The sequence below is a fragment of the Flavobacterium sp. genome, from assembly GCF_043778725.1.
Classification (GTDB): Bacteria; Bacteroidota; Bacteroidia; order Flavobacteriales; family Flavobacteriaceae; genus Flavobacterium.
This window is the reverse complement of record NZ_JAYWFT010000153.1, coordinates 1-25610: the sequence shown is the minus strand read 5'-3', so window position 1 is coordinate 25610 and position 25610 is coordinate 1. Positions and strand designations below refer to the sequence as shown.

General features: G+C 30.7%; 30 protein-coding genes, 2 tRNA genes and 1 pseudogene. 21 read left to right on the top strand and 12 right to left on the bottom strand.

All coding sequences use genetic code 11. The features are described from left to right. Entirely contained in the window at nucleotides 1-1071 is a 1071-nt protein-coding gene (locus tag ACH2CG_RS14220; RefSeq protein ID WP_395066337.1) for a YncE family protein, read from the top strand. Nucleotides 1072-1126: 55 nt separating this feature from the next. On the opposite strand, the gene ACH2CG_RS14215 is transcribed toward ACH2CG_RS14220, so the two are convergent. Further along, a complete protein-coding gene (locus ACH2CG_RS14215) occupies nucleotides 1127-2542 on the bottom strand; it encodes a S41 family peptidase (RefSeq protein WP_395066335.1) in 1416 nt (471 codons plus the stop codon). A gap of 107 nt (nucleotides 2543-2649) precedes the next feature. Between ACH2CG_RS14215 and ACH2CG_RS14210 the strand changes: the two genes are divergently transcribed. The 4 genes from ACH2CG_RS14210 to ACH2CG_RS14195 all read left to right on the top strand — a co-directional run bounded on the left by ACH2CG_RS14210 (nucleotide 2650) and on the right by ACH2CG_RS14195 (nucleotide 4839). Further along, nucleotides 2650-3159 (top strand): RNA polymerase sigma factor, encoded by a 510-nt coding sequence (locus ACH2CG_RS14210; protein ID WP_395066333.1) that lies wholly within the window; start codon nucleotides 2650-2652, stop codon nucleotides 3157-3159. Next, nucleotides 3146-3601, top strand: a complete 456-nt coding sequence (locus ACH2CG_RS14205) for a hypothetical protein (protein WP_395066331.1) — start codon at nucleotides 3146-3148, stop codon at nucleotides 3599-3601. Before ACH2CG_RS14210 ends, ACH2CG_RS14205 begins: the two co-directional genes overlap by 14 nt. 117 nt (nucleotides 3602-3718) lie before the next feature. Beyond that, the gene (locus tag ACH2CG_RS14200) at nucleotides 3719-4237 is read left to right on the top strand and encodes a DUF4252 domain-containing protein (protein WP_395066329.1); all 519 of its coding nucleotides are present in this window, start codon (nucleotides 3719-3721) and stop codon (nucleotides 4235-4237) included. Nucleotides 4238-4302: 65 nt separating this feature from the next. After that, nucleotides 4303-4839 (top strand): DUF4252 domain-containing protein, encoded by a 537-nt coding sequence (locus ACH2CG_RS14195; protein WP_395066327.1) that lies wholly within the window; start codon nucleotides 4303-4305, stop codon nucleotides 4837-4839. 60 nt (nucleotides 4840-4899) lie between these two features. Here the strand turns inward: ACH2CG_RS14195 and ACH2CG_RS14190 are convergent, their stop codons facing one another. The 6 genes from ACH2CG_RS14190 to ACH2CG_RS14165 form a co-directional block, all read right to left on the bottom strand. After that, nucleotides 4900-5343 carry a beta-carotene hydroxylase gene (locus tag ACH2CG_RS14190; protein ID WP_395066325.1) on the bottom strand — a complete coding sequence of 148 codons (444 nt, stop codon included), beginning with the start codon at nucleotides 5341-5343 and terminating at the stop codon, nucleotides 4900-4902. Nucleotides 5344-5355: 12 nt separating this feature from the next. Beyond that, on the bottom strand, nucleotides 5356-6195 hold the full coding sequence (locus ACH2CG_RS14185) for a phytoene/squalene synthase family protein (RefSeq protein WP_395066324.1): 840 nt from the start codon (nucleotides 6193-6195) through the stop codon (nucleotides 5356-5358). Between the two features lie 16 nt (nucleotides 6196-6211). Continuing rightward, nucleotides 6212-7672: a phytoene desaturase family protein gene (locus ACH2CG_RS14180; RefSeq protein WP_395066322.1), complete on the bottom strand. Its 1461-nt coding sequence runs from the start codon at nucleotides 7670-7672 to the stop codon at nucleotides 6212-6214. 54 nt (nucleotides 7673-7726) lie between these two features. Beyond that, nucleotides 7727-8623, bottom strand: coding sequence for a MerR family transcriptional regulator (locus tag ACH2CG_RS14175; protein ID WP_395066320.1), 897 nt, complete (start codon nucleotides 8621-8623; stop codon nucleotides 7727-7729). Between the two features lie 101 nt (nucleotides 8624-8724). Then, nucleotides 8725-8807, bottom strand: a tRNA-Leu gene (locus ACH2CG_RS14170). A gap of 40 nt (nucleotides 8808-8847) precedes the next feature. Next, nucleotides 8848-8920: transfer RNA gene (locus tag ACH2CG_RS14165), tRNA-Lys, on the bottom strand. 126 nt (nucleotides 8921-9046) lie between these two features. Between ACH2CG_RS14165 and ACH2CG_RS14160 the strand changes: the two genes are divergently transcribed. After that, nucleotides 9047-9565, top strand: coding sequence for a shikimate kinase (locus ACH2CG_RS14160; protein WP_395066318.1), 519 nt, complete (start codon nucleotides 9047-9049; stop codon nucleotides 9563-9565). Here ACH2CG_RS14160 and ACH2CG_RS14155 read toward each other — a convergent pair. From ACH2CG_RS14155 to ACH2CG_RS14140, 4 genes are read right to left on the bottom strand one after another with little or no spacing between them, the layout of a single operon-like run. Continuing rightward, entirely contained in the window at nucleotides 9557-10054 is a 498-nt protein-coding gene (locus ACH2CG_RS14155; protein WP_395066316.1) for a phosphoribosyltransferase family protein, read from the bottom strand. The genes ACH2CG_RS14160 and ACH2CG_RS14155 overlap by 9 nt on opposite strands. Nucleotides 10055-10058: 4 nt before the next feature. Beyond that, nucleotides 10059-10256, bottom strand: a complete 198-nt coding sequence (locus tag ACH2CG_RS14150; protein WP_395066314.1) for a hypothetical protein — start codon at nucleotides 10254-10256, stop codon at nucleotides 10059-10061. Further along, nucleotides 10249-10641, bottom strand: coding sequence for a hypothetical protein (locus tag ACH2CG_RS14145; RefSeq protein WP_395066312.1), 393 nt, complete (start codon nucleotides 10639-10641; stop codon nucleotides 10249-10251). Before ACH2CG_RS14145 ends, ACH2CG_RS14150 begins: the two co-directional genes overlap by 8 nt. Continuing rightward, the gene (locus ACH2CG_RS14140; RefSeq protein WP_395066409.1) at nucleotides 10628-11014 is read right to left on the bottom strand and encodes an RNA-binding S4 domain-containing protein; all 387 of its coding nucleotides are present in this window, start codon (nucleotides 11012-11014) and stop codon (nucleotides 10628-10630) included. The genes ACH2CG_RS14145 and ACH2CG_RS14140 overlap by 14 nt, the downstream gene beginning before the upstream one ends. Before the next feature lie 79 nt (nucleotides 11015-11093). On the opposite strand from ACH2CG_RS14140, the gene ACH2CG_RS14135 reads away from it, so the two are divergent. The 13 genes from ACH2CG_RS14135 (at nucleotide 11094) to ACH2CG_RS14075 (ending at nucleotide 22293) form a co-directional block, all read left to right on the top strand. Continuing rightward, the gene (locus ACH2CG_RS14135) at nucleotides 11094-12038 is read left to right on the top strand and encodes an FKBP-type peptidyl-prolyl cis-trans isomerase (protein ID WP_395066310.1); all 945 of its coding nucleotides are present in this window, start codon (nucleotides 11094-11096) and stop codon (nucleotides 12036-12038) included. A 310-nt stretch (nucleotides 12039-12348) separates the two neighbouring features. After that, complete coding sequence (locus ACH2CG_RS14130) at nucleotides 12349-13254, top strand: TIGR01777 family oxidoreductase (RefSeq protein WP_395066308.1); 906 nt, start codon at nucleotides 12349-12351, stop codon at nucleotides 13252-13254. Between the two features lie 583 nt (nucleotides 13255-13837). Next, nucleotides 13838-14407 carry a nucleotide exchange factor GrpE gene (locus ACH2CG_RS14125; RefSeq protein ID WP_395066306.1) on the top strand — a complete coding sequence of 190 codons (570 nt, stop codon included), beginning with the start codon at nucleotides 13838-13840 and terminating at the stop codon, nucleotides 14405-14407. Nucleotides 14408-14501: 94 nt separating this feature from the next. After that, nucleotides 14502-15614, top strand: a complete 1113-nt coding sequence (gene dnaJ / locus ACH2CG_RS14120) for a molecular chaperone DnaJ (RefSeq protein WP_395066305.1) — start codon at nucleotides 14502-14504, stop codon at nucleotides 15612-15614. 245 nt (nucleotides 15615-15859) lie between these two features. Next, the gene (locus tag ACH2CG_RS14115; RefSeq protein ID WP_395066303.1) at nucleotides 15860-16780 is read left to right on the top strand and encodes an ABC transporter ATP-binding protein; all 921 of its coding nucleotides are present in this window, start codon (nucleotides 15860-15862) and stop codon (nucleotides 16778-16780) included. 84 nt (nucleotides 16781-16864) lie between these two features. After that, nucleotides 16865-18169 (top strand): ABC transporter permease, encoded by a 1305-nt coding sequence (locus ACH2CG_RS14110; RefSeq protein ID WP_395066301.1) that lies wholly within the window; start codon nucleotides 16865-16867, stop codon nucleotides 18167-18169. A gap of 7 nt (nucleotides 18170-18176) precedes the next feature. After that, a complete protein-coding gene (locus tag ACH2CG_RS14105) occupies nucleotides 18177-18311 on the top strand; it encodes a hypothetical protein (protein WP_395066299.1) in 135 nt (44 codons plus the stop codon). A 54-nt stretch (nucleotides 18312-18365) separates the two neighbouring features. Then, complete coding sequence (locus tag ACH2CG_RS14100) at nucleotides 18366-19529, top strand: sigma-54-dependent transcriptional regulator (protein WP_395066297.1); 1164 nt, start codon at nucleotides 18366-18368, stop codon at nucleotides 19527-19529. Nucleotides 19530-19627: 98 nt separating this feature from the next. Further along, a complete protein-coding gene (locus ACH2CG_RS14095; protein WP_395066295.1) occupies nucleotides 19628-20248 on the top strand; it encodes a DEAD/DEAH box helicase in 621 nt (206 codons plus the stop codon). A gap of 91 nt (nucleotides 20249-20339) precedes the next feature. After that, nucleotides 20340-20555 (top strand): DUF2007 domain-containing protein, encoded by a 216-nt coding sequence (locus tag ACH2CG_RS14090; RefSeq protein WP_395066293.1) that lies wholly within the window; start codon nucleotides 20340-20342, stop codon nucleotides 20553-20555. Nucleotides 20556-20569: 14 nt separating this feature from the next. Beyond that, nucleotides 20570-20923 carry a hypothetical protein gene (locus ACH2CG_RS14085; protein ID WP_395066291.1) on the top strand — a complete coding sequence of 118 codons (354 nt, stop codon included), beginning with the start codon at nucleotides 20570-20572 and terminating at the stop codon, nucleotides 20921-20923. 31 nt (nucleotides 20924-20954) lie between these two features. Beyond that, nucleotides 20955-21764 (top strand): alpha/beta hydrolase, encoded by an 810-nt coding sequence (locus ACH2CG_RS14080; RefSeq protein ID WP_395066290.1) that lies wholly within the window; start codon nucleotides 20955-20957, stop codon nucleotides 21762-21764. Nucleotides 21765-21771: 7 nt separating this feature from the next. Beyond that, nucleotides 21772-22293 carry a hypothetical protein gene (locus tag ACH2CG_RS14075; protein ID WP_395066288.1) on the top strand — a complete coding sequence of 174 codons (522 nt, stop codon included), beginning with the start codon at nucleotides 21772-21774 and terminating at the stop codon, nucleotides 22291-22293. Between the two features lie 2 nt (nucleotides 22294-22295). Here the strand turns inward: ACH2CG_RS14075 and ACH2CG_RS14070 are convergent, their stop codons facing one another. After that, on the bottom strand, nucleotides 22296-23519 hold the full coding sequence (locus ACH2CG_RS14070; RefSeq protein WP_395066286.1) for an MFS transporter: 1224 nt from the start codon (nucleotides 23517-23519) through the stop codon (nucleotides 22296-22298). A 193-nt stretch (nucleotides 23520-23712) separates the two neighbouring features. On the opposite strand from ACH2CG_RS14070, the gene ACH2CG_RS14065 reads away from it, so the two are divergent. Both ACH2CG_RS14065 and ACH2CG_RS14060 read left to right on the top strand, forming a co-directional pair. Beyond that, nucleotides 23713-25347 (top strand): ABC-F family ATP-binding cassette domain-containing protein, encoded by a 1635-nt coding sequence (locus ACH2CG_RS14065; protein WP_395066284.1) that lies wholly within the window; start codon nucleotides 23713-23715, stop codon nucleotides 25345-25347. Between the two features lie 102 nt (nucleotides 25348-25449). Then, nucleotides 25450-25610, top strand: a pseudogene (locus ACH2CG_RS14060) (endonuclease); the annotation flags it as partial.

The window sequence follows — 25610 nt, the reverse complement described above, 5'->3', positions numbered from 1 at the left end:
ATGAAATTCAGTAAATTAGTATTTGTAGCTTTAGTAAGCTCTGTTTTTTTTGTGTCTTGTAGTGATGATGATGCAGTTGTAGAAACGCCTTTGGGAAGTTATGACAATGGTGTTTTAATTTTAAATCAAGGTGGTTTTGGTCATGGTGACGCATCTGTATCTTATTTATCGGATGATTTTGCTACACAACAAAACAATATTTTTTCAATTGTAAATCCTACAATTACGCTTGGTGATACAGGTCAAGATGTTGGTTTATATCAAAATTTGGCTTTTATAGTTCTAAATTATTCTAACAAAATTGAAGTTGTAAACCGTTATACAATGGTACATGTTGCAACAATAACAACAGGTTTAAATAATCCGAGATACATAGCTTTTTCTAACGGAAAAGGATTTGTTACAAATTGGGGTGATGCTGGAATCCCAACAGATGATTATGTTGCAGTTTTAAATCTTTCTAGTTATGCTGTTTCTAGCACAATTCCGGTTGCCGAAGGGCCAGAACGAATTATTGAAAATGACAATAAATTATATGTTGCACAGACTGGTGGATATGGTTACGGAAACAAAATTTCTGTAATTAATGGAACTAATAATACTTTGACAACTACTATAAATGTTGGTGATGTTCCAAACTCATTAGAAGTTAATAACGGTTCGTTATATGTTATTTGTGGTGGTAAACCAAGTTATGCGCCAACGGAAACTGCCGGAAGTTTTGTAAAAATTAATCTTACAAACAATACCGTTACTAGTACATTGAATTTTCCAGCTGCTTCACATCCATCAAATTTAGATATTGTTGATAATAACGTTTTTTACACAGTTGGGTCTTCAATTTTTAAATCTACTTTAAGTGCTACAACTTTGCCAACTACTGCTTTGTTTACTACAACTGCTCAAGGAGTTTATGGTGTTTATAGTTTTTCAGTTCACAATGATAAAGTTTATGTTGGTGATGCTGGAGATTATAATTCTAATGGAAAAATTTATGTGTATTCTTCTACAGGCATATTAGAGCACAATTATACTGTAGGAGTTATTCCTGCTGGGTTTTACTTTAATTAATTTTTTAAAGTTTCTTAAAAAAAATGTCCAAAACTAAATAGTTTTGGACATTTTTTTATTTTAATTCAACATACATTTCACTTCTTAGTGGGTCAATATTTTTAGAATCAGAAAAATTTTCGAATATTTTGGAAGGGCTTGATGGTGTTTTTTTTGCTCCGTTAGAAATAAGATTTAGTGTATAACTAAGCATAGGTTCGGATGAATCGCCTATAGTACCCATGTTGCCATAATCTTCTAAGAAAGAGTAATTTGCGACTAAACCAGTTTGATAATCTCCAAAACCTGCTGCATTAATGGTTTTAAGAACGATAGGTTGCATGGCATATTTATGATTTGGATTTGCACCACTTTTCCCAAAATTTGGAGAATCATATAATGTTACCGATCCTACATTTTTTCCTGTTGTTTTATCACCAATTTGTACTACTTGAATGTATGGTTTTAATCCGTTAATGACCAATTCACTTGCAGATGCTGTACTTCTAGAGGTTAGAATATATACTTTAGTTAAATTTAAACTATTTAATTGCGAACCACTTATTGTTTTATTGGTAAAGTTGTTTAAAAATTGGTTTGGATTATTACTAGCCCAATAGGCTTCAAGTTTTGCATTCCACTCTTGTTTTGCAAATAATTGTCCCATAAATTGTCCTGTAATCATACTTGCTAATCTAGTTGCAGTAGCAATTGATCCGCCAGAATTATATCGTAAGTCAAGAATTAAATCGGTTACAGCTTGTGATTTTAATTGTCCAAAAGCAGTATTTAACTGATTTTCGAAACCAGAATAAAAACCATTGTACATTAAATATCCAATTTTTTTGGGTCCTTGATTTATTATGGATGTTGCATAAATAGGATTTTCGGTTAAAGCAGTTTTAGTTAATGCAACCGAGATGCCATTGGGAGTTATATTTCCGTTATTAAAATCGGCAAAATTTAAAGTATAACTTGATCCAGAGAGCAAAGATTGATAATTACTAATAGTTAATGGAGTTCCATTTACCGCATAAAATATTGCTCCTCTTTGAATGTTTTTTAAAGATGCATCAGAGTTGGGAAGTATGTATCTAACCCATCCAAAAATTTCGGTAGTACTTCCTGTTTTATATTTTAGACCAAAATCTACACCATTATTGAGCGTAGTTCCAGATAAAACACCTTCTAGTGCTGAATAATCACTGTAAATAACACTAAATCTATCAATAGTATTGTCTGTTCTTAAACTATTAAATAAAGTTGATGGACTTGAATAATTATTTAAAAAACTATTTAATTCATCTTGGTTGGCAAATCGATTGTCAGATAAGTTAGGGACATCTTTTTGCCATAAATAGTATAAATTCATTCCTTTCCAAACAAAATCATTAATTTTTAAATTTTCTGGAACATCTAAATCGTCTTTTTCACAACTTAATATTGAAAAAAAAGCAACCAATGACAGAAGTAAACATACTATTTTTTTCATAGCTATAATCTATTTAAGTAATACCAATCTCAAAGATATAAAAAAAAAGAGTTATTCTTGTAACAAAATAAATTGTGATTCGTCTTCACTATATAACCAAGAAACCAATGCAACAAAACGAGTTTATAAAGATAGTTTCACCTTTTAAAGATAAACTCTTTAGATTGGCCAAACGTCTGCTCGTGAGTACTGAAGAAGCAGAAGATGCTACGCAAGAAGTTCTAGTAAAGTTATGGACAAAGAATGAAACTTTAAACGAATTGAAAAGTATAGAAGCAATGGCAATGACAATGACCAAAAACTATTGCTTAGATCAATTAAAGTCGAAACGAGCCAGTAATATGACTATTGTTCATAATAATTACACTGACAATCAAGCTAGTTTACAACAAAAAATTGAAGACATTGATAGTTTGAGTTGGGTTGAAAAAATAATTAATGATTTGCCCGAACAGCAAAAATTGATTATTCAAATGAGAGATATTGAGCAATACGAGTTTGAAGATATTGCTAAAATACTAGATATGAGTGAAGCAACAATAAGAGTTGCACTTTCAAGAGCTAGAAAAACGATAAGAGAAATAATGACCAAAACACATAATTATGGTATTGGATAGAGTAGAAGAATTATTAGAAAAATACTTTGAAGGAGAAACAAGTATTGCCGAAGAAAACGAACTTAAAGTTTATTTTTCTTCATTAGATGTTGCGCAGCATTTAAAGCAATACCAAACCATTTTTGGTTATTTCTCTCAGGCAAAAGAACAACAGTTTACGCAAGAAATTCCAGTACAAACTAAAAAACGAAATATCGTTATGTGGATATCTATTGCAGCTTCGGTTGTTGTAATGCTAGGAGTAGGTACTTTTATGTTTACAAAATATAATGAACAAACAACAAATCTAAGCGAATATGGAACGTATGAAGATCCAGAAAAAGCTTTAGAAGAAACACAAAGAGCGTTGGCATTAGTTTCTAAACATTTAAATACTGGAATAGAAAGTGTGAGTTATATTAACGAGTATGAAAACTCAAAAAATAAAATTTTTAAAAAATAAAATCATTAATCACAATCTGAATTAAAAAGAGGATAATCTTAAACAAGTTCAAATAAAAAACAAATAGAAATCATGAAATCAACGATTCACAAAAACAAAAAAAACAATTTTAAAATCATGAGTAAAAAATTAATTTTAGTAATCGCATTAGTATTAGTTTCTAATAGCTTTTTCGCACAATCTGTCTTTGATAAGTTTGATAATCAAGACGATATTATGACCGTAATTGTAAACAAAAAAATGTTTTCAATGCTTAGTAAAGTTGATGCCAAAGACAAGCAATCACAACAATATATCAATTTGATAAAAAAGCTAGATAACTTAAAAGTTTTTGTTACATCTAGCGATAAAAAATCAGACGAGATGAAAGCTACTGCTGAAAAATATTTAAAAACAGCAGGTTTAGAAGAGTTAATGCGAATTAATGAAAAAGGTAAAAATGTAAAAATTTATGTAAAAACTGGTACAACAGACTCCCAAGTAAAAGAACTTTTAATGTTTATAGAAGGATCAGGAAAAGAAGAGTCAGTCTTAATGTCATTAACTGGTAATTTTGATTTGGATGAGCTTTCGGCTTTAACAGATAAAATGAATTTACCTGGTGGTTCAGAATTAAAAAAAGCAGGTAAAAAATAATAAATCAATGTGCTATGGCAATTTTAATATAAACTGAAATTGTCATAGCTATTAAAACTAATATTATGAGAGCTATTTTTTATTTGGCTATAGCCATGAGTTTACTTTTAGTCAGCTGCAATTCTGAGCCTACATTGCAAAAGTATTTTGTTGAAAATCAAGAGAGACCTGGTTTTCTAGCCGTTGATATTTCATCAAGTATTTTAAATTTAGACAAAACTAAATTGACTCTAGAACAAAGTAAAGCACTATCCTCATTCAATAAAATGAATATTCTTGCCTTTAAATTGGATGCTAAAAATAAAGGACAATTTGATATTGAAAGAAAAAAAGTAAGTGCTATTTTAAAAGACACTTTAAATTATCAACAATTAATGAAGTTTGGTTCTGGTAAAGATTGTGCTTCAATAAGTTACATTGGTGATGAAAATCATATTGATGAGTTTATCTTGTATGGAATAAAAAGTGACAACGGATTTGCGGTTGTTCGAATTTTAGGAAAAGATATGAATCCAGCCGATGCAATGACATTTATGTCTATTTTAAAAGAGTCCAATATAGATATGAAACAATTAGATGCACTAAAAGGATTTATAAAATAATAAAAGGTTGAGGTTAGTTATAAACTAAAAAATCCGATTCAGTTTTGAATCGGATTTTTTTTATTTTTTAAAATATTTGAAAGGCACAAACAACATTCCGAAACATTCTCCATCTCCTTTGCCAATATGTTTATGGTGCATTTTATGTGCTCTTCTAACGCCTTTTGCATAGATATTATCGGCTGTTCTAAACATTTTAAAACGTTGGTGGATAAATATATCGTGAACCAAAAAATAAGCCAAACCATAAGCGAAAATACCTAAACCTATTGAAATTCCAATTTCTAAAATTCCTTTTTGCCAAAGAAGGAAACATCCAATACTAACTACAGCATAAAAAATAAAAAAGGAATCATTTCTTTCAAACCACGAGTCGTGATCTTTCTTGTGATGGTCTGCATGAAGTGACCATAAAAAACCATGCATAACGTACTTATGAGTAAACCAAGCCATAAATTCCATGATGCAAAAGGTTAAAATAAAAACGAGAATATGGATCCACATAATAATTGTAATTTAAATAATATTGAATTTGTAAGAGAAATAGCATTTGGCAAAAAGTCCATATTTTTGATAATCTGGAACTCTAATTCTTGTGTTTTTAATTTCAGTAGATGGTGTTTTCTTTAGTTTAGAAAGTAATTTTTTATAATAAATGTAGGCAGTATAAACTCCAAATTTTGCTTCAAGAGGTAAATTAACAATACCTTTATAACCAGCTTCAAAGTCGGCTTCAATTTCTTTTATAATCTGATTTTTAGAGGCTTCGTCCAATTTAGTCAAATCGGTATTTGGAAAATAAGTACGACTTAAATCTTCAAAATCGGCTTTTAAATCTCTAAGGAAATTTACCTTTTGAAATGCAGATCCCAAACGCATAGCCGATTGTTCTAATTCTTTATATTTTTCTTCATTTCCGTTTACAAACACTTTCAAACACATTAAACCTACTACATCTGCCGATCCATAGATGTATTCGTTGTATTCTGCAACGGTATTGTAATTCGTTTTAATTAAATCCATTTTCATACTTTTCATAAAAGCATTTATTAGAGTATTTGGAATTTGATATTTGTGAACAGTATGCTGAAATGAGTTTAAAATTGGATTTAAACTAATTTTATTTTGCAAAGCGGTCTCCAAATCTTTTTCAAATAAATCAAACAAATTTTCTTTGTTATAATCATGAAAAGTATCTACAATTTCATCTGCAAATCTAACAAAACCATAAATATTGTAAATATCTTGTCTTATTGTTGGTGCAAGCATTTTTACAGCAGAAGAAAATGAAGTGCTATAAGCCTTTGTTACATTCTTGCTGCATTCAAAAGATACGGTGTCAAAAAGTGATTTCATAATATTTCTTTTAAATTTAGCTATGCTTTTGTATTAAATCTGCGACCAATTTACCAGAGATTAATGCTGGTGGAACTCCTGGTCCAGGAACAGTCAATTGACCAGTAAAGTAAAGACTTTTTACTTTTTTACTCTTTAGTTTTGGTCTTAAAAATGCAGTTTGTAATAGCGTATTTGCCATTCCGTAAGCATTCCCTTTGTATGAATTGTACTCTTTAACAAAATCATTTATGCAAAATGATTCTATAAAAATAACATTATTTACGACACTTTGTTGTGTTATAGTTTCAAATCTTGAAATTATTTTTTGAAAATATTCGTTTCTTAACTCTTGGGTGTCTTCTATTCCTGGTGCTATTGGAATTAGGAAAAAACCATTTTCACAACCATTAGGAGCTAAATCTTGATTAGTTACCGAAGTAAAGTTAGCATAAAATAATGGTTCTTTTGGCCATTTTGGATTATCATAAATTTCTTCGGCATGCGTATCAAAATCTACATCAAAAAACAGGTTGTGGTGTTCAACATTTTTTAATTTTTTATCAAATCCTACATAAAAAAGTAGGGAAGAAGGTGCGAATGTTTTTTTGCTCCAATATTTTTCAGAATATTGACGGTGTTGCACATCTAAAAGTGTTTCGGAATGGTGGTAATCAGCTCCTGACAATACAATATCTGCTGCAATTTTTTTACCATTTATTACAATTCCGACAGCTTTTTTATTTTCAACAATTATCTTTTCAATTGGCGAATTAGTGTGAATTATTACACCAAGTTCTTTGGCTAATTTTTCCATTCCTAGAATAACACTGTACATACCGTCTTTAGGTTGCCAAGTTCCCAAGCCAAAATCTGCATAGTTCATAAAACTATAAAAAGAAGGCGTGTCTGATGGTTTTGCACCTAAAAACAGTACTGGAAATTCTAATATTTGTATTAGTTTCTTGTTTTTAAATTTCTTTCTTACGTCTTTACTAATGTTAGAAAAAAACTGATTTACTTTAGTTGCTGTTTCCAGTGTTATTAATTCTAATGGCGATTCACCAGGTCGGTAAACCAAATCTTTTATTGCAATATTGTAATTACTTTGTGCTTCTTTCATAAAAGAAGATAGTTTTTCTCCGCTTCCTTTTTCTATGGATTCAAATGTTTTTACTATTTCAGGAAGATTATCTGCAATGGTTATAAAATCATCAATTCCAAAAAACACTTTGTATGCTGGCGATAGTTTTGTTAATTGATAATAATCTGAAGGTTTTTTATTGAAATCTCCAAAGAATTTTTCAAACACATCGGGCATCCAATACCATGAAGGTCCAATGTCAAAAGTAAACCCTTCTTTTTTTAGTTGCCGCGCTCTTCCGCCAATTGTGCTATTTTTTTCAAACATTGTTACATCATGTCCTTGTTTGGCTAAGTAACAACTTGCAGCCAAAGAAGAAAATCCCGAACCTATTATTTTAATTTCTTTTTTCATATTGTTTAACAAAAGTAATTAAAAGTTAAACAATAAAAAAATTTTGTGATAAAATTATAATTCATCAACTAAATTTGTAATTGAGTTAAAAATGCTAATTTTATGAGTAATATTTTTTTGTTCAACATATTCGCTCATTCTACCAATTAACCATAACTCTGAAGTTTCGTCAAGAATTTCTTCGTTTAAGTCTTTAATATATTGATTTACATCAGATTTATTTGGTTCAACTGTCATATAGCATACGTAAGTTATATTGTCGAAGTATTTTTTTAAATCTTTTAAACTATCAGTAGGAACACTTTCTCCTAGATATATTGTTTTGTATCCATTTGAAAGAATTTCATAGTTAAGATACATTAATCCTAATTCGTGAATTTCATTCATAGGAAGATAAAGCACAAATAATCTATCAGACCTTGTTGGTTCTTGACTTTGAAATTTCTCAGTGTTTATAAGTAATTTCAATTTAATCAAATAACTAATAAAATGTTCGTGTGCCGGCGTTATAGTTTCTGATTGCCATAAAAAACCAATTTCTTCCATTAATGGGACGAAAACTTCAAAGAAAATTTCTCTAAAAGATTTTTCTGAAAGCAACGTGTTGTAAGTAGTAAAAAATAATGCTTGATCAAAGTTCATCATTGCAAGCTTAAAAGAACTTATTGCATGATTTTTAGCACTTTTAGCCGATACAATTTCACGAACCAATGTAGGGATGTTTTCTTGAGGCATTTTCGAAATTTTCGAAATTTTATAGCCGTAATCATGAAGTAAAGTTATGTTTAATAATTTTTGTAGTGCAGACAAATCGTAAATTCTAATATTGGTGTCTGTACGCAATGGCTCCAAAACATTATATCTTTTTTCCCATATTCTAATAGTGTGCGCTTTTATACCAGATAGATTTTCGAGGTCTTTAATACTGAAAGTATTTTTTACACTGTTCATTGTTTTTTATTTTTTGTTAAACAAAAGTACTAAAAAAAATAAACAAAAGGATTTTAAATTTTAAAATAAAAAAAAAGCAAGCATATTTTGCTTGCTTTATGTGACCACGGTGGGATTTGAACCCACACGCTCTTTCGAGCACCAACACCTCAAGCTGGCAAGTCTACCGTTTCTCCACGTGGCCTAAATAAAAAAAAGTCAAGCAAAATGCTCGACTTTTTTAGTGACCCGACTGGGGCTCGAACCCAGGACCCCATCATTAAAAGTGATGTGCTCTACCAACTGAGCTATCGAGTCATTATCATTTCTTGAACGCGGGTGCAAATATAAGGCGATATTATTTATTTTTCAAAGCAATTTTGTTTTAAATTTACCTTTTTTTAATAATATATCTTAATGTCTTAATTTATAAGGTTTTATTCTATGAAGAAAGTTGTTTTAATTGGTTACATGGGAAGCGGTAAGTCGATAATATCTAAAAAATTGTCTCAGAAGTTGCAAATATCCTTCATTGAACTTGATGAAGAGATTGAAGAAATAAGCAAAATGAGTATTGAAAAACTTTTTTCTAAAAAAGGTGAACTTTATTTTAGAAAACTCGAACATCAATTATTTTTAGAGTTATTATTAAGAAATGAAGATTTAATAATTAGCACTGGTGGTGGAACTCCGTGTTATTTCAATAATCATGAACTTTTGAAAGGAGATGAGGTTGTTTCAATATATTTAAAGGCATCTATAGATACTCTAAGTATGCGTTTAATAAATGAGAAACAAAAACGTCCTTTAATTGCGTATTTAGAAGATATTGAGCTCAAAGAATTTATTGCTAAACATCTTTTTGATAGAAGTTTTTATTACAATCAATCCACCTACAAAGTTAGTGTTGATAATAAAAATATTGATGAAATTGTAAATGAAATTATAGATTTACTAACTTAGAACTGCGTAACTATTATTCTCTTCAAATACCACAGCAACATGTTCATGAGATGAAGTTGACAACGAAATTCCTTTAAAATCAACTTTTATTGGATATTTTTTGTGATTTCGGTCTACTAACACAGCAGTTTTTATTTTTTTGAGTGGAACATCTAAAAAGTGTTTTACGCCATACATTAACGTTGAGCCTGAATTTAAAACATCGTCTACTAGGATAATTCCTTTGTTTTGATAAGTATCTTTTGAGATTGATGTCTTTATTTCTAAATTTGGAGTTAGTTTATTTACAGTTACTTCACAAAGAATCACTTCTAGCGGAGAAATAGTTTTCAATACTAATTCGATTTTTTTTGCAAAGACATACCCGTTAGATGCTATTCCAGCAATAACAATGATTTTTTCGTCAACAAAAGTTTCATATATCTGATAAGCAATTCGCTTTATTTTATGATCAATTTCTTGATTGTTTAAAATGATATTTTGATTCATTAGTTTATTTTTTTGTAAATATAAAAAAGAGTTCGTTTTCTTGTCTAGGTTTAACCGAATTATATGCAGTTTCTAAAGTTTTTATATTAAAATCATTACTAAATAATTTTAGATATTCTTCTTTTGAACCACCAAATGGCGGACCAAATTTAGTTAATGGAAACTGAAAAAGTAAGCCAATAATTTTTCCGTTGCTACTCAATAATGATTTTGTTTTTTTTTATATAATTTTCTCTTAGTGAAGGTTCTAAAGCGCAAAAGAATGTTTGTTCTGTAAGTAAATCATATTGATTATCGTGTTCAAAAAAATCAGATTTTATCAATTGATTTTTAGAGCAATTTTGAACCCGATTTTGAATATTATCTAATGGTGATTGAGCAAAATCTAAAACAAAAACATTTTCAAATCCATTATTTAATAGGTATTCAAATTCATAGCCGTTACCTGCTCCTGGAATTAAAACTTTGATTGATTTATCTTTAATTTGGTCAATATACTCTTTTAAAGGTGTCGAAATTTCTCCAACATCCCAATCCGTTTCTTTATTTTTGTATCGCTCTTCCCAATACGTACTATTCAGCTTCATTTGATTCATTATTTAGTTCTAAATCATCCAAATCACGTCTGTCTTTCTTGGTAGGTCTTCCTGTTCCAGTTTTTCTATAATGCTCTTTTGATAGTTTTAGAAGTTCTAAATGAGCAAAAGATTCGGCTGGAGTTTCATCTTTTCTGTAAATATCAACCAATTTTGCTCCAACACGATTGTCAGGAATATCCAAAACACCAATAATATGAATAATTTGGTCTTTTCTAAACGTAATTTTATCACTAGGAAATACCTCTCTAGATGCTTTTGCAACCTGTCCATTTACTGTAATATGGTTTTTTTTGCAAGCTTCTGTAACCATATTTCGCGTTTTATAGTATCGTACGCACCACAAATATTTATCTACTCTCATAAAAATATCTAAAATCAACGTTAAATAGTTTACAAAAATAAATCAATATTGTATCTTGCGCACCTAAAATTGATTAATAATGAATAATTTTTTTAAAATACTTTCTGTATTTGTTTTTTGTGTAGTTTTGGCTTCATGTTCTAAAAGTGATACTGTCGATGTTTTGCCACTGAGAGACTATACGGAACAATATACAACGGATATTAATAGTATTGAAAACTATCTAAAAACGCACTTTATAACCGTTGTTAATAATCCAGGTGCAAACGATGATCAAAATATTACACTAACTTTAATTCCTACAGGCGGAACACAAATTTCTATTTGGGATCAAACCACATACCCTTTACAATCAATAAATGTTGATAAAGATGGAATTGTATATAAATTATATTATTTAAAATTAAGAGAAGGTTCAGGAGCAACTAGTAAATCTCCTTGTAATGCAGATGGCGTTTTAACTGCATATAAGGGTCAGTTATTAGATGGAACTGTTTTCGATTCTAACTTTTATCCTCAATCTTACCTTTACCTTTCCCAAGTAATTAGAGGTTGGAGTGAATTATTTCCAAAATTTAAAACAGGTACTTATACAGCTAATCCTGATGGAACAATTACCAACACAAACTTTGGTGCAGGTGTAATGTTTTTACCTTCTGGTTTAGGTTATTATTCTCAATCTACTACTGCAATACCATCTTATTCACCACTAATATTTAACTTTAAATTATTTGAAGTTCAAAGAGTAGATAACGATGCTGATGGGATTTATTCGTTTCAAGAAGACATAAATGGTGACGGATATTTAAGAGATAACGATGTTACATTTGAAGACGATACCGATCAAGACGGAACACCAGATTTTCTTGATACTGATGACGATAATGATGGATATACAACTAAATTTGAATTAAAATACCTAGTTGGCGGAGAAACATTTTATTATGATTTTGCTAATATTCCACTGTGCACAGGTACATCTAACGGAAAAAAGAGACATCTAGACGCAAATTGTCATAATTAAATATAAAGTGTCAATAAAATGATAACTAGAATTTTTAATAATGAGCTCGATATTTATCGGGCTCATTTTTTTATTAAAAATAATTAATCTATTAGTGTCTTTAATGAATTAGCAACATTTTTATCAAAAAAAATAAGGTAATCAATCCCTCTTTTTAGATATAAAAATTAAATTCGGATCTAATTGACAAATTTTTTTAGATAAAAAAAGAACCAAATAAAAAACTTAAATCATCTTCAACAAAAGTTAAACCAATACCAATTAACTTACTTTTTTAATTAATAACGCGTAAATTTGAATAAAAAAGATAATGAAAGTTTTAATCACTGGCGCAACAGGACTGATAGGACATCAATTAACAGAGTTACTTCTAAAAGATAATCATGAAGTTAATTATTTAACTACATCACCGTTAAAAATCAAAAACACCAACAATTATAACGGCTTTTATTGGAATCCACAAGAGTCTAAAATTGATGATAATTGCATACACGGAGTAGATGCAATTATTCATCTTGCAGGAGCATCTATTTCTAAGCGGTGGACAAAAGCATACAAACAAGAGCTTATAGAAAGCCGTGTTCTGTCAGCCAACTTACTATTTAGTTTACTAAAAAAAACACCCAACCACGTAAAACACTTCATTTCTGCATCAGGTACAGCAATATATCCCGACAGTTATTCTAATATTTATGAAGAACAATCAACACAAATAGACACTACTTTTTTAGGGCATGTAGTTGTAAAGTGGGAAGAAAGTGCAGACCAATTTAAATTGTTAAACATACCAGTAACAAAACTGCGAACAGGAGTCGTATTTTCAGAGAAAGGTGGAGCACTGCTAGAAATGATAAAACCAATAAAAATGTATGTCGGTTCGGGCTTCGGTTCGGGCAAACAAATACAATCATGGATACATTTGCAAGACATAGCCAACCTCTATTATTTTGTAATTCAAAACAAATCAGAAGGAATAATCAATGCAGTAGCACCCAATTGTATATCCAACCAAGAACTCACAATAGCAATTGCAAAACACCTTAAAAGACCTTTGTTTTTACCCAATATACCACAATGGTTTATGAAATTAATACTAGGCGAAATGCATATTTTGTTATTCAACAATAAAAAAATACTTCCTAAAAGAGCAACCCAGCTCAACTTTCAATTTCAATTCCCAACCATTGAACAAGCACTAAATAACATTATAAAATAAAAAAAGTTCCAGTTGTAGCTGGAACTTTTTTCATAAATGAATTAATAGTATCTTTTGCCTTTCGACTAATTGTAAACCTTTTATAATTCAAAAATACACAAACTATATCGTAATAGTCTTAAAATTTTATTAAATTTTATTCCCGTTTTATTTTTACCTAAAACACCAAGATTTTAAAGTTCACAATAAGTTTTAATTAGAAACATCACAACTAGCATTTTATCAATCCATGTTCCTGCTTTCCATTTCAATCTTTTTTTTATTACCTTTAAAACAAAGGCAATAAAAAAAAGGATTTCCACTACAATCAGGGTTAAAATTCAATCTTTAGGCTTCTAAAATCAGTAGTTCAAATTACTTTTTTCATATATTCTTACAATTTCTTTTCACCAACAAGTTATTTCAATTTAAAATTATCCTAATCCATTAATATAATTTCCTAAGAAGTATTTTACATCCCAATATTAAAAAAAAAACGCAAATTCTTTTCAAACTTAATTTCTAAGTAAAAAGAAGTGACAATTTGACATTTATTAAGAAATGGCAGTACTTTTGCAAACAATAATTCGGAACAAAAAACAAAATGAACATCAAAAATATATTTAAAAATAAAAGCGCGATGAGTACTGAAAATACAGACAAAGAAACAATCGAAAACGAAACACAAAATATAGTTAATGAAGTTGAAACTACAACAGAACTTAGTGTTGAAGAACAATTGCAACTAGATTTAACAACAGAAAAAGACAAATTCTTACGCCTTTTTGCCGAATTTGAAAACTATAAAAAACGCACAACCAAAGAGCGTATCGATTTGTTTAAAACTGCCAATCAAGAAGTACTTCAAGCCATCTTGCCAGTCCTAGACGATTTTGACAGAGCAATGATTGAAATATCAAAATCTAACGACGAATTATTATTAAAAGGTGTCGAATTAATTCACGAAAAATTAAAGTCAACCCTAGTTTCTAAAGGATTAGAAGAAGTAGAAGTTCGTCCAGGCGATGCTTTCAACGCAGATTATGCAGAAGCAATTACCCAAATTCCTGCTCCAAACGACAAGTTAAAAGGAAAAATTGTTGACGTATTAGAAAAAGGATATAAACTAGGAGATAAAATCATCCGTTTTCCAAAAGTTGTAATAGGACAATAATTATTTATAGTAACAAGTCGCGATAGTCCTTAATTGTAATCGACCTACTATCATCCCAAGCGCAGCCTAGGGAATTTAATTCAGCATTATATTTATGAAAAAAGATTTTTACGAAATATTAGGCATAACAAAATCAGCAACCGAAGCCGAAATTAAAAAAGCCTACCGCAAAAAAGCAATAGAATTTCACCCAGATAAAAATCCAGGTAACGCAGAAGCCGAAGAAAATTTTAAAAAAGCAGCCGAAGCATACGAAGTTTTAAGCGATTCTCAAAAGAAAGCCAAATACGATCAATACGGTCATCAAGCATTTGATGGAGCAAGTGGTGGCGGTTATGGTGGTGGTCACATGAATATGGACGACATCTTTAGTCAATTTGGTGATATATTTGGAGGTGGCGGTTTTGGAGGTTTCGGAGGAAACTCTGGAGGTCAACGTCGTGTTAAAGGCAGTAATCTTCGCATAAAAGTAAAACTTACTCTAGAAGAAGTTGCTAATGGAGTAGAGAAAAAAGTAAAAGTTAAACGTAAAATTCAAGCACAAGGAGTAAAATATAAAACCTGCTCAACCTGTAATGGTCAAGGGCAAGTTTTAAGAGTTACCAACACTATATTAGGAAGAATGCAATCTGCTTCAACATGTCCATCTTGTGGCGGAGCAGGACAAACTATTGAAAGTAAGCCTGCCAATGCCGATTCGCAAGGTATGATTCTTGAAGACGAAACCGTATCAATAAAAATTCCAGCTGGAGTCGTTGATGGCATGCAACTAAAAGTTTCTAGCAAAGGAAACGATGCGCCTGGAAACGGTGTTCCAGGAGATTTAATAGTTGCAATAGAGGAACTAGAACACGAATTTTTAAAACGTGAAGGCGAAAATCTTCATTATGATTTATACATAAGTTATCCAGAAGCCGCATTAGGAATATCTAAAGATATTGATGCAGTTAACGGAAAAGTAAGAATAAAACTAGAAGAAGGAATTCAATCGGGTAAAATTCTTAGACTAAAAGGTAAGGGAATTCCGAGTTTAAATAGCTATGGAAGTGGCGATTTATTAGTTCACGTAAACGTTTGGACTCCAAAAACATTAACCAAAGAACAAAGACAATTCTTTGAGAAAACACTAACAGACGAAAACTTTATTCCACATCCAGAAAAGACCGATAAATCTTTTTTCGAAAAAGTTAAAGATATGTTTTCGTAATTGTAATTTTATTTCTACATTTGAATATTACTTGGAAACAAGTAATTTCTTTTTCATAGCAATTTTTCCCATCCTTGTGTTAAAATAAGGGTGGGTTTTTTTTTGTAAAAATTCCATTAAAATCTATACTAATTCAGTACTTTTACAACGACAATATCAATTACAATGTCAAAAAACAATCATAATAATGAGTTTGTAATTTTGATTGAATTTGCAATTGATTTTTTGATATTTAAAACTAACTTATGAGCAATATACTAGAAGTAAAAAATGTCGTGAAGCAATACGGTAATTATACCGCACTCAACAACGTTTCGCTTTCTGTTCCTCAAGGAAGTATTTACGGACTTCTTGGCCCAAATGGCGCCGGAAAAACATCTCTTATTAGAATTATCAACCAAATTACAATGCCCGATAGTGGCCAAATAATTCTTGACGGTGCCCTTTTAAAGCCAGAAGACGTTCAATATATTGGCTACATGCCCGAAGAACGCGGTTTGTATAAATCAATGAAAGTTGGAGAGCAATGTTTGTACTTAGCGCAACTAAAAGGATTGTCTAAACATGATGCCAAGACACAACTAGATTATTGGTTTGATAGACTAGAAATTCAAGGTTGGTGGAACAAAAAAATTCAAGAACTTTCTAAAGGAATGGCTCAGAAAATTCAGTTTGTTGTAACCGTTTTGCACAAACCTAAATTATTAATTCTTGACGAACCATTCTCAGGTTTCGATCCAGTTAATGCCAATTTAATTAAAGATGAAATTATAGAATTGAACAAACAAGGAACTTCGGTTATTTTCTCAACCCATAGAATGGAAAGTGTAGAGGAAATGTGCGACCATATTGCTTTAATTCATAAATCCAATAAACTAATAGAAGGAAAACTGACCGATGTAAAAAAACAATTTAGAACCAACAGTTACGAAGTCGGAATTTTAAGCGATAATATCGAAGCATTAATGTTCGATTTATCACAAAAATTTACATTATCACAAACCGATTTTAAATCGTTAAACGACGAATTAAAACTAGAAGTAAACCTCGGAAAAGCAACTCCAAACGAATTATTAAATATCTTAATTCAACGTGGTCAAGTAACCCATTTCATGGAAAAAATACCCAGCGTAAACGATATTTTCATTAAAACAGTAACCGAATAAAAAATAATATTCAAAATTTCAAATTCCAAAATAAGCTAAATTAAAATTGGAATTTGGAATTTAAAAATTGGAATTTATAAAAATATGTCTAAATTATTATTAATCATAAAAAGAGAATTTATTGCCAAAGTCCGCAATAAATCATTCATAGTAATGACTTTTTTGAGTCCGCTTTTATTTGTTGCAATAGGCGTTTTTGTTGGCTTTTTGAGTAACATGAAAGCCGATTTAAAAATCATTGCAATACACGATGAAACAGGAATGTTCGCTAAAGAATTTAAAAGCGATGTAGAATATAAATATGTCGATTTTTCAACAATAAATACCAAAATTCTAAAAGACAGTATTGTTAAAGAAAGCTATGAAGGACTTTTAATAATTCCCAAGTTTACTAATACTAAAACCTTTCAAAAACATATTCAATATGTATCCAACGATAGTCCAGGTGTTATTTTTATTGAAGACTTACAAGATGTTATCAATAAAAAATTAACAACCGAAAACTATAAAATAGCAGGTCTAGACACATTAAAAATCAACCAAGCCAAGGCCGATGTTTCCATTAATTTATCCAAAGCTTCAGGCGAAACAGCACTAAAAGGTTTAAACGAAATAAAAATCGGAATTGGTGGTGCATTTGGATATTTAATCATGATGTTCATTATTATTTATGGAAACATGGTAATGCGAAGTGTCATCGAAGAAAAAACCTCTCGTATTATTGAAGTTATCATTTCATCTGTAAAACCATTCCAATTAATGATGGGCAAAATCATAGGAACTTCACTTGCAGGAATTCTACAATTCTTGATTTGGGCAATACTTGGTATGACGGCAATGTTCATTATGTCATCTGTATTCGGAGTACAAATGGGAGCAACATCGGGCATGCAAGACCAAGTTATACAATCTGCACAACACGAAATGGCAGGAACAATTCAAATGTATATTAAAGAATTATGGAATTTGCCAATTGCTACAATACTTATTTCATTCCTCGTTTATTTCATTGGTGGTTACTTTCTTTACAGCTCATTTTACGCATCAATTGGTGCAGCTGTCGATAACGAAACCGATTCGCAACAATTTCTACTACCCATCATAATGCCACTAATTCTTGGTGTTTACATAGGTTTTTTTACCGTAATAAACGATCCACACGGAACAATTGCAACCGTATTTTCAATGATTCCATTAACATCGCCAATAGTTATGATGATGCGAATTCCTTTTGGCGTGCCATGGTGGCAAATTTTAATTTCTATGACAATTCTTTTCACAACATTTTTTGGAGTAGTATGGTTTGCGGCTAAGATTTACCGTGTCGGAATTTTAATGTATGGAAAAAAACCAACTTGGAAAGAATTATATAAATGGTTAAAATATTAAGAAGCGAATGGCTTGGGCTTTATCAGTAAACCTTATTCCTGCTTTTCATTCCAATCTTTTTTCAATTACATCGGGTTTAAACCCCAAGCAATTGAAAAAAGGATTTCCATTTCAATCAGGGCTAAAAGAAAAACCATTTTAATTTTTGTTAACTTTGTAACCATAAACTCGAAACTCACAACCCGAAACCCAAAGCATGAGCAAAATACTAATCATAGAAGACGAAGCATCTATAAGAAGAGTTTTAACCAAAATTCTATCCGAAGAAAACGATACCTATCAAGTTGAAGAAGCCGAAGACGGAGTTCAAGGTCTAGAAAAAATAAAAAACAACGATTACGATTTGGTTCTTTGCGACATCAAAATGCCCAAAATGGACGGCGAAGAATTACTTGAAGCCGTTAAAAAAATAAAGCCCGAAATTCCAATGGTCATGATATCTGGTCACGGCGATATGGAAACTGCCATAAACACAATGCGACTTGGAGCTTTTGATTACATTTCAAAACCACCCGATTTAAACCGACTTTTAAACACTGTTCGAAACGCTTTAGACAAAAAACAGCTAGTTGTAGAAAACAAAATTTTAAAGAAAAAAGTCAGTAAAAACTACGAAATGATTGGAAGATCAGAACCAATCAATCACATCAAGCAAATGATTGAAAAAGTAGCGCAAACAGACGCAAGAGTTTTAATAACTGGACCAAACGGAACAGGAAAAGAACTAGTTGCACACCAATTGCACGAAAAAAGCGAACGCGCAGCTTATCCTTTAATCGAAGTAAACTGCGCTGCAATTCCATCAGAATTAATAGAAAGCGAATTGTTTGGTCACGTAAAAGGAGCATTTACATCGGCAGTAAAAGATCGAGCCGGAAAATTTGAAGCTGCCGATGGCGGAACCATTTTTCTTGATGAAATTGGCGATATGAGTTTGGCCGCACAAGCCAAAGTGTTGCGCGCTTTACAAGAAAGTTTAATTCAACGAGTTGGCGCCGATAAAGATATTAAAGTCAATGTTCGTGTGGTTGCAGCAACCAATAAAGATTTAAAAACCGAGATTGCCGAAGGTCGTTTTCGTGAAGATTTATACCATAGATTAGCTGTAATTTTAATTAAAGTTCCGGCATTGAATGATAGACGTGATGACATACCTTTGCTCATCGAACATTTTGCAATAAAAATCGCCGAAGAACAAGGAAATGCTCAAAAAACCTTTTCAGTAGAAGCCATAAAATTATTACAAGAATACGATTGGACAGGAAACATCCGCGAATTAAGAAACGTAGTAGAACGACTAATAATACTGGGAGGAAACGAAATTTCAGAAACCGACGTGAAGTTATTCGCAAGTAAATAAAAAAGTTGCGAGTTTAAAGTTGCGAGTTTAAAGTTTTGAAAGTAATAACCACAAAACAAAAACCCAAAACTCGAAACTCAAAACCCGAAACTAAAATTATGCAATTAAAAAAAATAAATCTAAACCTGCAGCAAGCCTTAATTGAAAACGATTTAATTGAAGCTAATGAAATGCAACAAGACACTTTTTCAACCATAAAAAGCGGAAAAGATGCTGTGATTCAATCGCCACAAGGAACAGGAAAAACTACAACTATTGTACTAAATGTTATTCAGCGTTTAGAAAAAACCATGGATGAAAGTACAAGAGCTCTAATTATAGTTGAGAACAAAGAGAAAGTTCTCGAAATGGAAGAATTGTTCTTAAAATATGGCAATTACACTGATTTAAGCATTTTTGGTTCGCACGATAAAGGCGATATTGACTACGATAAAAATATCATTTCTTTAGGATTAGATATTCTTATAGGAACGCCAAACAGGATAAATGCGCTTTTTGCTTCTGCTGGATTTAACATTAATACCATAAAAATGTTTGTCGTTGATGATGCCGATATTCTTTTTAGAAATAGGTTAGACGCCACAATTTTAAGACTTTCAGCTAGTATAGATAAAACGCAACGTATTTTCTTTTGTAACGAAATTACAGAAAGAGTAGAAAGTTTAGCCGATAATATCATGATAGAACCATCTTTCTTCGAAATGGAAGAAGAGGAATAGATTTTAGAAAACAGATTTAAGAAAACGGTGTCATTGTGTTAGAATCTCACAATAAGATTACATTATACAGAAATACATTATAAATTAAAAAATGGGTTTAATAAAAATATTTTCAGGAAGCGAAATTCTTGCTGTTTCATTACAAGAAAAAATCGAATCAATAGGAATTAATACTGTTCTTAGAAACAACAATCAAGCTAATGTGTTGCCAAGTATTCAAGCTGCAAAAGCTGCGGAATTATTTATTCAAGAAACCGATTTTGGCAAAGCAAATCCTGTAATTGAGGAGTTTAGGTTGAATATTTAGCAATAAATTTTTTCATGAAAGCAATACGATTACTTAATGACGATCTTGGAAATTCCTATTTTGAAAAAGGAACTTTACCAGAATATCATAAAATTGAAGTCGAATATTTTAATATCCAAACTAAAATTGAAGCGTATCAGCAACACCAACATACTGCGCCAAGATACCAGTTTGTTGTTACTTTAAAAGGAAAATTAGAATTTACAACATCCGAAGGAAATACCTTTATTATCGAACCCGGAATTATTCTAATAGCCAAAGATACCGAAGGCGAAGGTCATTCGTGGAGAATTATTGAAGGCGATCATTGGGAACGAATTTATATTGTTCCAACCCAAAACGATTTGGATCATTTTATCATAGATTAATTGTGTTAAAATAGTTTAAAATTAATAATAGATGAAAGCCATCCGATTTATATTTATTTCACTTTTTACTTTCTTTGGTATAATTTATTTGCTTTATGTGAGTTACATCTATTTTAATCAAGCTGAAATGGTTTTTAGAGCTAATAAACTTCCTGAAAACTACAAGTTTGAATTCAATCAGAAATTTGAAGAATTAAATATTCCCTCGTTCGATAATAAAAAATTAAATGGATTATTATTTACAACGCCACATCCAAAAGGACTTATTTTTTATCTTCACGGAAATGCTGGTTCACTAGATTCTTGGGGAAATGCTGCCGAAATTTACACCAATTTAGGGTATGATATTTTTATTTTAGATTACCGTGGTTTTGGAAAAAGCGAAGGACATATTGAAGATCAAAATCAGGTTTTTAAAGATATTTCTATTGTCTATGACAAAGTAAAATCGGAATATAAAAATAAACAAACAATTATTATTGGATACTCAATAGGAACAGGATTGGCAACTTATTTGGCATCAATTAAAAATCCAAATAAATTAATTCTTCAAGCGCCATATTATAATTTCTTAGAATTTTCAACTTCACGAGCACCATATTTTCCTGATTTTTTAAAGAAATTTCAATTTGAAACCGATAAATACATTACAAAAGTAAAAGTACCAATTTATATCTTTCACGGCAATCAAGATCAATTAATTTCGATTGAAAATTCAAGTAGATTGCAAAAGTTGTTAAAACCTAATGATGCATTTTTCGAATTAGAAAATCAAGGTCATTTAGGAATTAATAATAATGAAGATTATCAGGAGAAGTTGAAAGTGATTTTGGAAAATTAAATTAAACATGAAAAAAATAGCCGTAATTTTTATAGTGCTTATAAGCTTTTCATGTAAAAAAGAAAAGTATACAACAGAAAGTTTATTTCTTGAAAACTTAAAAGAAACTTCAAGTTTTTATGATGAACAAATCAAACAAATTTCAGCGGCAATCAATGCTAAACATCAAGATTATGGATTTAAATCAGGAGAATTTGATACATTGAATACAGTTACAAAAAAACTTGATATTCTTTTTTTAGATTTAAAAACTAAAAATAAAACAGAAGAAATTGAACTTCAAGATCGTTTTGTTAAAGAAGTAAATGGTATGAATTCAGAATACAAAATCAAAAGTTTTACAATTGAAAAGCTAGAAGTTTTAGATAAGGAAACGTTATATTTTTATTTGAAATCTGAATTTTATAAAAACCAATTTGATAACTATACAAAGTATTATTCAAAATTAGGAATTTATTGTGGTTATAAAATACGTTCTGAAAAACAGCAGGAATTAATAAATATTATTGAAAATTCTAACATTAAATAATTTTACCTAAACAACTTCAATTTAAACGTTAGCATCGAAATAAAAACTCCAAAAATACCTATAAAAGCAAACGAATATTTCAAACTCGTTAGTTCAGCGATATAACCAATTATTGGCGGACCAATTAAAAAACCCATAAAACTAATACTTGAAACGATTGTCAAAGCAATACTTGTAGGTACTTTTTTACTAGTTCCAGCGGCATTAAAAACAATCGGAATTACATTGGAAACTCCAAATCCTACCAACATAAATGCCAAAGTACAAGCAATTAAATTTGGAAATAAAACTGCTGTATATAATCCTGTTGAAATTACAAATCCGCTCACAATTAATACTTTTCTTGGACCAAATTTTCCCACAAGAACATCACTTAAAAAGCGTCCAATTGCCATAGTTACCATAAAAGAAGTATATCCCAACACGACTAATGATCCTGGTGCTTTTACAATTTCTTTAAAATATACGCCACTCCAATCGAACATGATTCCTTCGCTTGCCATGCAGCAAAAACTAATCACACCAAGCCAAATGAGTGATTTATCTTGAATTTTAAAAAAGGAAACTTTTTCTTTTTCTTCTATTTTGTTTGAAGAAGTTTCAACTAAATAACGGTAATTAAAAGCAATCAGTAAAATAATAATTCCAAAAACAGTTACAAAATGCTCAAACGGATTTAACTTAAAATATAACATAATCAACGCCAATAATGCTCCTGAAAATCCTGCTAAACTCCACGAACCGTGAAAGGAACCCATAACTGGTTTTTCATACAATTGTTGTGTGTAAACACCTTGCGTATTGACCGCAATATTGCAAAAATTACCAAAAAATCCGAAGAGAAATAATCCCAATCCCAGTTGCCAACTTTGCGTCGGTAAACCCAGAAAAATTAAGAAAAAAGCATAAGAAAGTAATCCTAAAATTGCAATTTTTCGACTTCCATATTTGGCCACAACTTTTCCCGAAAATGGCATTGCAATTAATTGACCAATTGGCAATGCGAATAAAATTGTTCCGAGATTGGCTTCGCTTAAATTCAAACTCAGTTTTAAATCGGGAATTCTACTTGCCCAAGTTGCAAAGCAAAATCCCATGCCAAAGAAAAATAATGCCGTGGCAAAGCGTACTCTAGAAAGATAGGAACTTTTAGCTTTTTTAAACGACTTTTTAATCTTTGCTTTAGGTAAAATTTTACTCAAAAAACTATAGTCAATTAATGGCATCGGTTTCTAAATTTGAAGTTACTTATACAAAGTTAAAGGTAAACATAACATTTTTCTTTATTAGATAGTATTTTTTCAAAGTTTCCTATGCAATTGTCATATTAAAATTGCCTAATTAATCTATCTTTGCACCTTCAAAAAAATTAAGGAGCCATTTTTAAATTTTTAAACTTTTAAACCTTAAACTTATATTATGATTACAGTTAACGATATTTCCGTAAATTTTGGCGGAACCACTTTATTTAGCGATGTTTCTTTTGCTATCAATGAGAATGATAAAATTGCCTTAATGGGTAAAAACGGAGCTGGAAAGTCAACACTCTTAAAGATTATTGCAGGAGAAAGTAAACCTTCAACTGGAAATGTTTCTGCTCCTAAAGATGCCATTATTGCCTATTTGCCCCAGCATTTGCTAACTCAAGATGGTTCAACAGTAATGGAAGAAGCATCAAAAGCTTTTGGTGAAATCTTCAAAATGAAATCTGAAATTGACGAAATCAATGAGCAATTAACGATTCGTACCGATTATGAAAGTGATGCTTACATGAAATTAATTGAACGAGTTTCAGACTTGAGTGAGAAATTTTATGCCATTGAAGAAGTCAATTATGAAGCCGAAGTTGAGAAAATTTTAGTAGGTTTAGGATTTGAAAGAGAAGATTTTAACCGTCAAACATCCGAGTTTTCTGGAGGTTGGAGAATGCGAATTGAATTGGCGAAAATCCTTTTACGCAAACCAGATTTGATTCTTCTTGATGAGCCAACCAATCACATGGATATTGAAAGTATTCAATGGTTGGAAGATTTTTTAATCAATTCAGCGAAAGCTGTAGTTGTAATTTCGCACGATAGAGCGTTTGTAGATGCAATAACAAACCGAACTATTGAAGTTACAATGGGAAGAATTTATGACTATAAAGCCAAATATTCTCATTATCTCGAACTTAGAAAAGATCGAAGAATGCACCAACAAAAAGCCTACGATGAACAACAAAGAATGATTGCCGATAATCAAACATTTATTGATCGTTTTAAAGGAACTTTTTCTAAAACCGATGCTGTTCAATCAAGGGTTAAAATGCTAGAAAAACTGGTTTTAGTTCAAGTTGATGAAGTTGATACATCGGCATTAAAATTGAAATTTCCGCCTGCAATTCGTTCGGGACAATATCCTGTAATTGTTAAAGATTTAGAAAAATCGTATGGTGATCATTTAATTTTTAAAGATGCCAATGTTGTCATTGAACGCGGCGATAAAGTAGCTTTTGTTGGTAAGAATGGTGAAGGAAAATCTACCATGATTAAAGCCATTATGAAAGAAATAGAAATCAATAGTGGCTCTGTTGAGGTTGGTCACAACTCAATGATTGGCTATTTTGCTCAAAATCAGGCTTCGTTATTAGAAGAAAATGCTACTATTTTTGAAACAATAGATGATATTGCCGTTGGCGATGTAAGAACACAAATAAAAAATATTTTAGGTGCATTCATGTTTCATGGTGATGATATAACTAAAAAAGTAAAAGTACTATCTGGAGGCGAAAAAACACGTTTGGCAATGATTAAATTATTGCTTGAACCAGTAAATTTATTGATACTTGATGAGCCATCTAATCATTTAGACATGAAAACCAAAGACATTATTAAAGATGCTTTACGTGATTTTGACGGAACTCTAATTTTAGTTTCTCACGATAGAGATTTCCTTGACGGATTGGCTACTAAAGTATTTGAATTTGGAAATAAACGCGTAAAAGAGCATTTTGAAGACATTAAAGGTTTCTTAGCACATAAAAAAATGGATTCTATGCGTGAGATCGAAAAGTAACAAATTAACAAAAGTAAGTTGTTTTATAACCTAATGATTTTGTACTTTTAACTCTTAGATATTTATACTTTAGCTATCACATTTATTTTTTAAATTCTTTTAATGAAAAGACTTTCATGGTTCAATAAAATAATGTTTTTTTTTAATATAGTGCTTACTGTATTGACCTTTCTTGCCTATGTTTTGCCTTTTCTTGCGCCTAAATTATTTCCGTTTTTATCCGTATTAACTCTTGTTTTGCCTCTCTTTTTAATTTTCAATGC

Bases quoted from the DNA above. Each gene is read 5' to 3' on its own strand.
- ACH2CG_RS14115 (WP_395066303.1), top strand. From the start codon at position 15,860: ATGAGCAATATACTAGAAGTAAAAAATGTCGTGAAGCAATACGGTAAT.
- ACH2CG_RS14080 (WP_395066290.1), top strand. From the start codon at position 20,955: ATGAAAGCCATCCGATTTATATTTATTTCACTTTTTACTTTCTTTGGT.
- ACH2CG_RS14125 (WP_395066306.1), top strand. From the start codon at position 13,838: ATGAACATCAAAAATATATTTAAAAATAAAAGCGCGATGAGTACTGAA.
- ACH2CG_RS14180 (WP_395066322.1), bottom strand. From the start codon at position 7,672: ATGAAAAAAGAAATTAAAATAATAGGTTCGGGATTTTCTTCTTTGGCT.
- ACH2CG_RS14220 (WP_395066337.1), top strand. From the start codon at position 1: ATGAAATTCAGTAAATTAGTATTTGTAGCTTTAGTAAGCTCTGTTTTT.
- ACH2CG_RS14135 (WP_395066310.1), top strand. From the start codon at position 11,094: ATGAATAATTTTTTTAAAATACTTTCTGTATTTGTTTTTTGTGTAGTT.
- ACH2CG_RS14075 (WP_395066288.1), top strand. From the start codon at position 21,772: ATGAAAAAAATAGCCGTAATTTTTATAGTGCTTATAAGCTTTTCATGT.
- ACH2CG_RS14070 (WP_395066286.1), bottom strand. From the start codon at position 23,519: ATGCCATTAATTGACTATAGTTTTTTGAGTAAAATTTTACCTAAAGCA.
- ACH2CG_RS14090 (WP_395066293.1), top strand. From the start codon at position 20,340: ATGGGTTTAATAAAAATATTTTCAGGAAGCGAAATTCTTGCTGTTTCA.
- ACH2CG_RS14210 (WP_395066333.1), top strand. From the start codon at position 2,650: ATGCAACAAAACGAGTTTATAAAGATAGTTTCACCTTTTAAAGATAAA.
- ACH2CG_RS14190 (WP_395066325.1), bottom strand. From the start codon at position 5,343: ATGTGGATCCATATTCTCGTTTTTATTTTAACCTTTTGCATCATGGAA.
- ACH2CG_RS14205 (WP_395066331.1), top strand. From the start codon at position 3,146: ATGGTATTGGATAGAGTAGAAGAATTATTAGAAAAATACTTTGAAGGA.
- ACH2CG_RS14130 (WP_395066308.1), top strand. From the start codon at position 12,349: ATGAAAGTTTTAATCACTGGCGCAACAGGACTGATAGGACATCAATTA.
- ACH2CG_RS14065 (WP_395066284.1), top strand. From the start codon at position 23,713: ATGATTACAGTTAACGATATTTCCGTAAATTTTGGCGGAACCACTTTA.
- ACH2CG_RS14160 (WP_395066318.1), top strand. From the start codon at position 9,047: ATGAAGAAAGTTGTTTTAATTGGTTACATGGGAAGCGGTAAGTCGATA.
- ACH2CG_RS14200 (WP_395066329.1), top strand. From the start codon at position 3,719: ATGAGTAAAAAATTAATTTTAGTAATCGCATTAGTATTAGTTTCTAAT.
- ACH2CG_RS14110 (WP_395066301.1), top strand. From the start codon at position 16,865: ATGTCTAAATTATTATTAATCATAAAAAGAGAATTTATTGCCAAAGTC.
- ACH2CG_RS14155 (WP_395066316.1), bottom strand. From the start codon at position 10,054: ATGAATCAAAATATCATTTTAAACAATCAAGAAATTGATCATAAAATA.
- ACH2CG_RS14195 (WP_395066327.1), top strand. From the start codon at position 4,303: ATGAGAGCTATTTTTTATTTGGCTATAGCCATGAGTTTACTTTTAGTC.
- ACH2CG_RS14145 (WP_395066312.1), bottom strand. From the start codon at position 10,641: ATGAAGCTGAATAGTACGTATTGGGAAGAGCGATACAAAAATAAAGAA.
- ACH2CG_RS14105 (WP_395066299.1), top strand. From the start codon at position 18,177: ATGGCTTGGGCTTTATCAGTAAACCTTATTCCTGCTTTTCATTCCAAT.
- ACH2CG_RS14175 (WP_395066320.1), bottom strand. From the start codon at position 8,623: ATGAACAGTGTAAAAAATACTTTCAGTATTAAAGACCTCGAAAATCTA.
- ACH2CG_RS14095 (WP_395066295.1), top strand. From the start codon at position 19,628: ATGCAATTAAAAAAAATAAATCTAAACCTGCAGCAAGCCTTAATTGAA.
- ACH2CG_RS14185 (WP_395066324.1), bottom strand. From the start codon at position 6,195: ATGAAATCACTTTTTGACACCGTATCTTTTGAATGCAGCAAGAATGTA.
- ACH2CG_RS14085 (WP_395066291.1), top strand. From the start codon at position 20,570: ATGAAAGCAATACGATTACTTAATGACGATCTTGGAAATTCCTATTTT.
- dnaJ (WP_395066305.1), top strand. From the start codon at position 14,502: ATGAAAAAAGATTTTTACGAAATATTAGGCATAACAAAATCAGCAACC.
- ACH2CG_RS14140 (WP_395066409.1), bottom strand. From the start codon at position 11,014: ATGAGAGTAGATAAATATTTGTGGTGCGTACGATACTATAAAACGCGA.
- ACH2CG_RS14100 (WP_395066297.1), top strand. From the start codon at position 18,366: ATGAGCAAAATACTAATCATAGAAGACGAAGCATCTATAAGAAGAGTT.
- ACH2CG_RS14215 (WP_395066335.1), bottom strand. From the start codon at position 2,542: ATGAAAAAAATAGTATGTTTACTTCTGTCATTGGTTGCTTTTTTTTCA.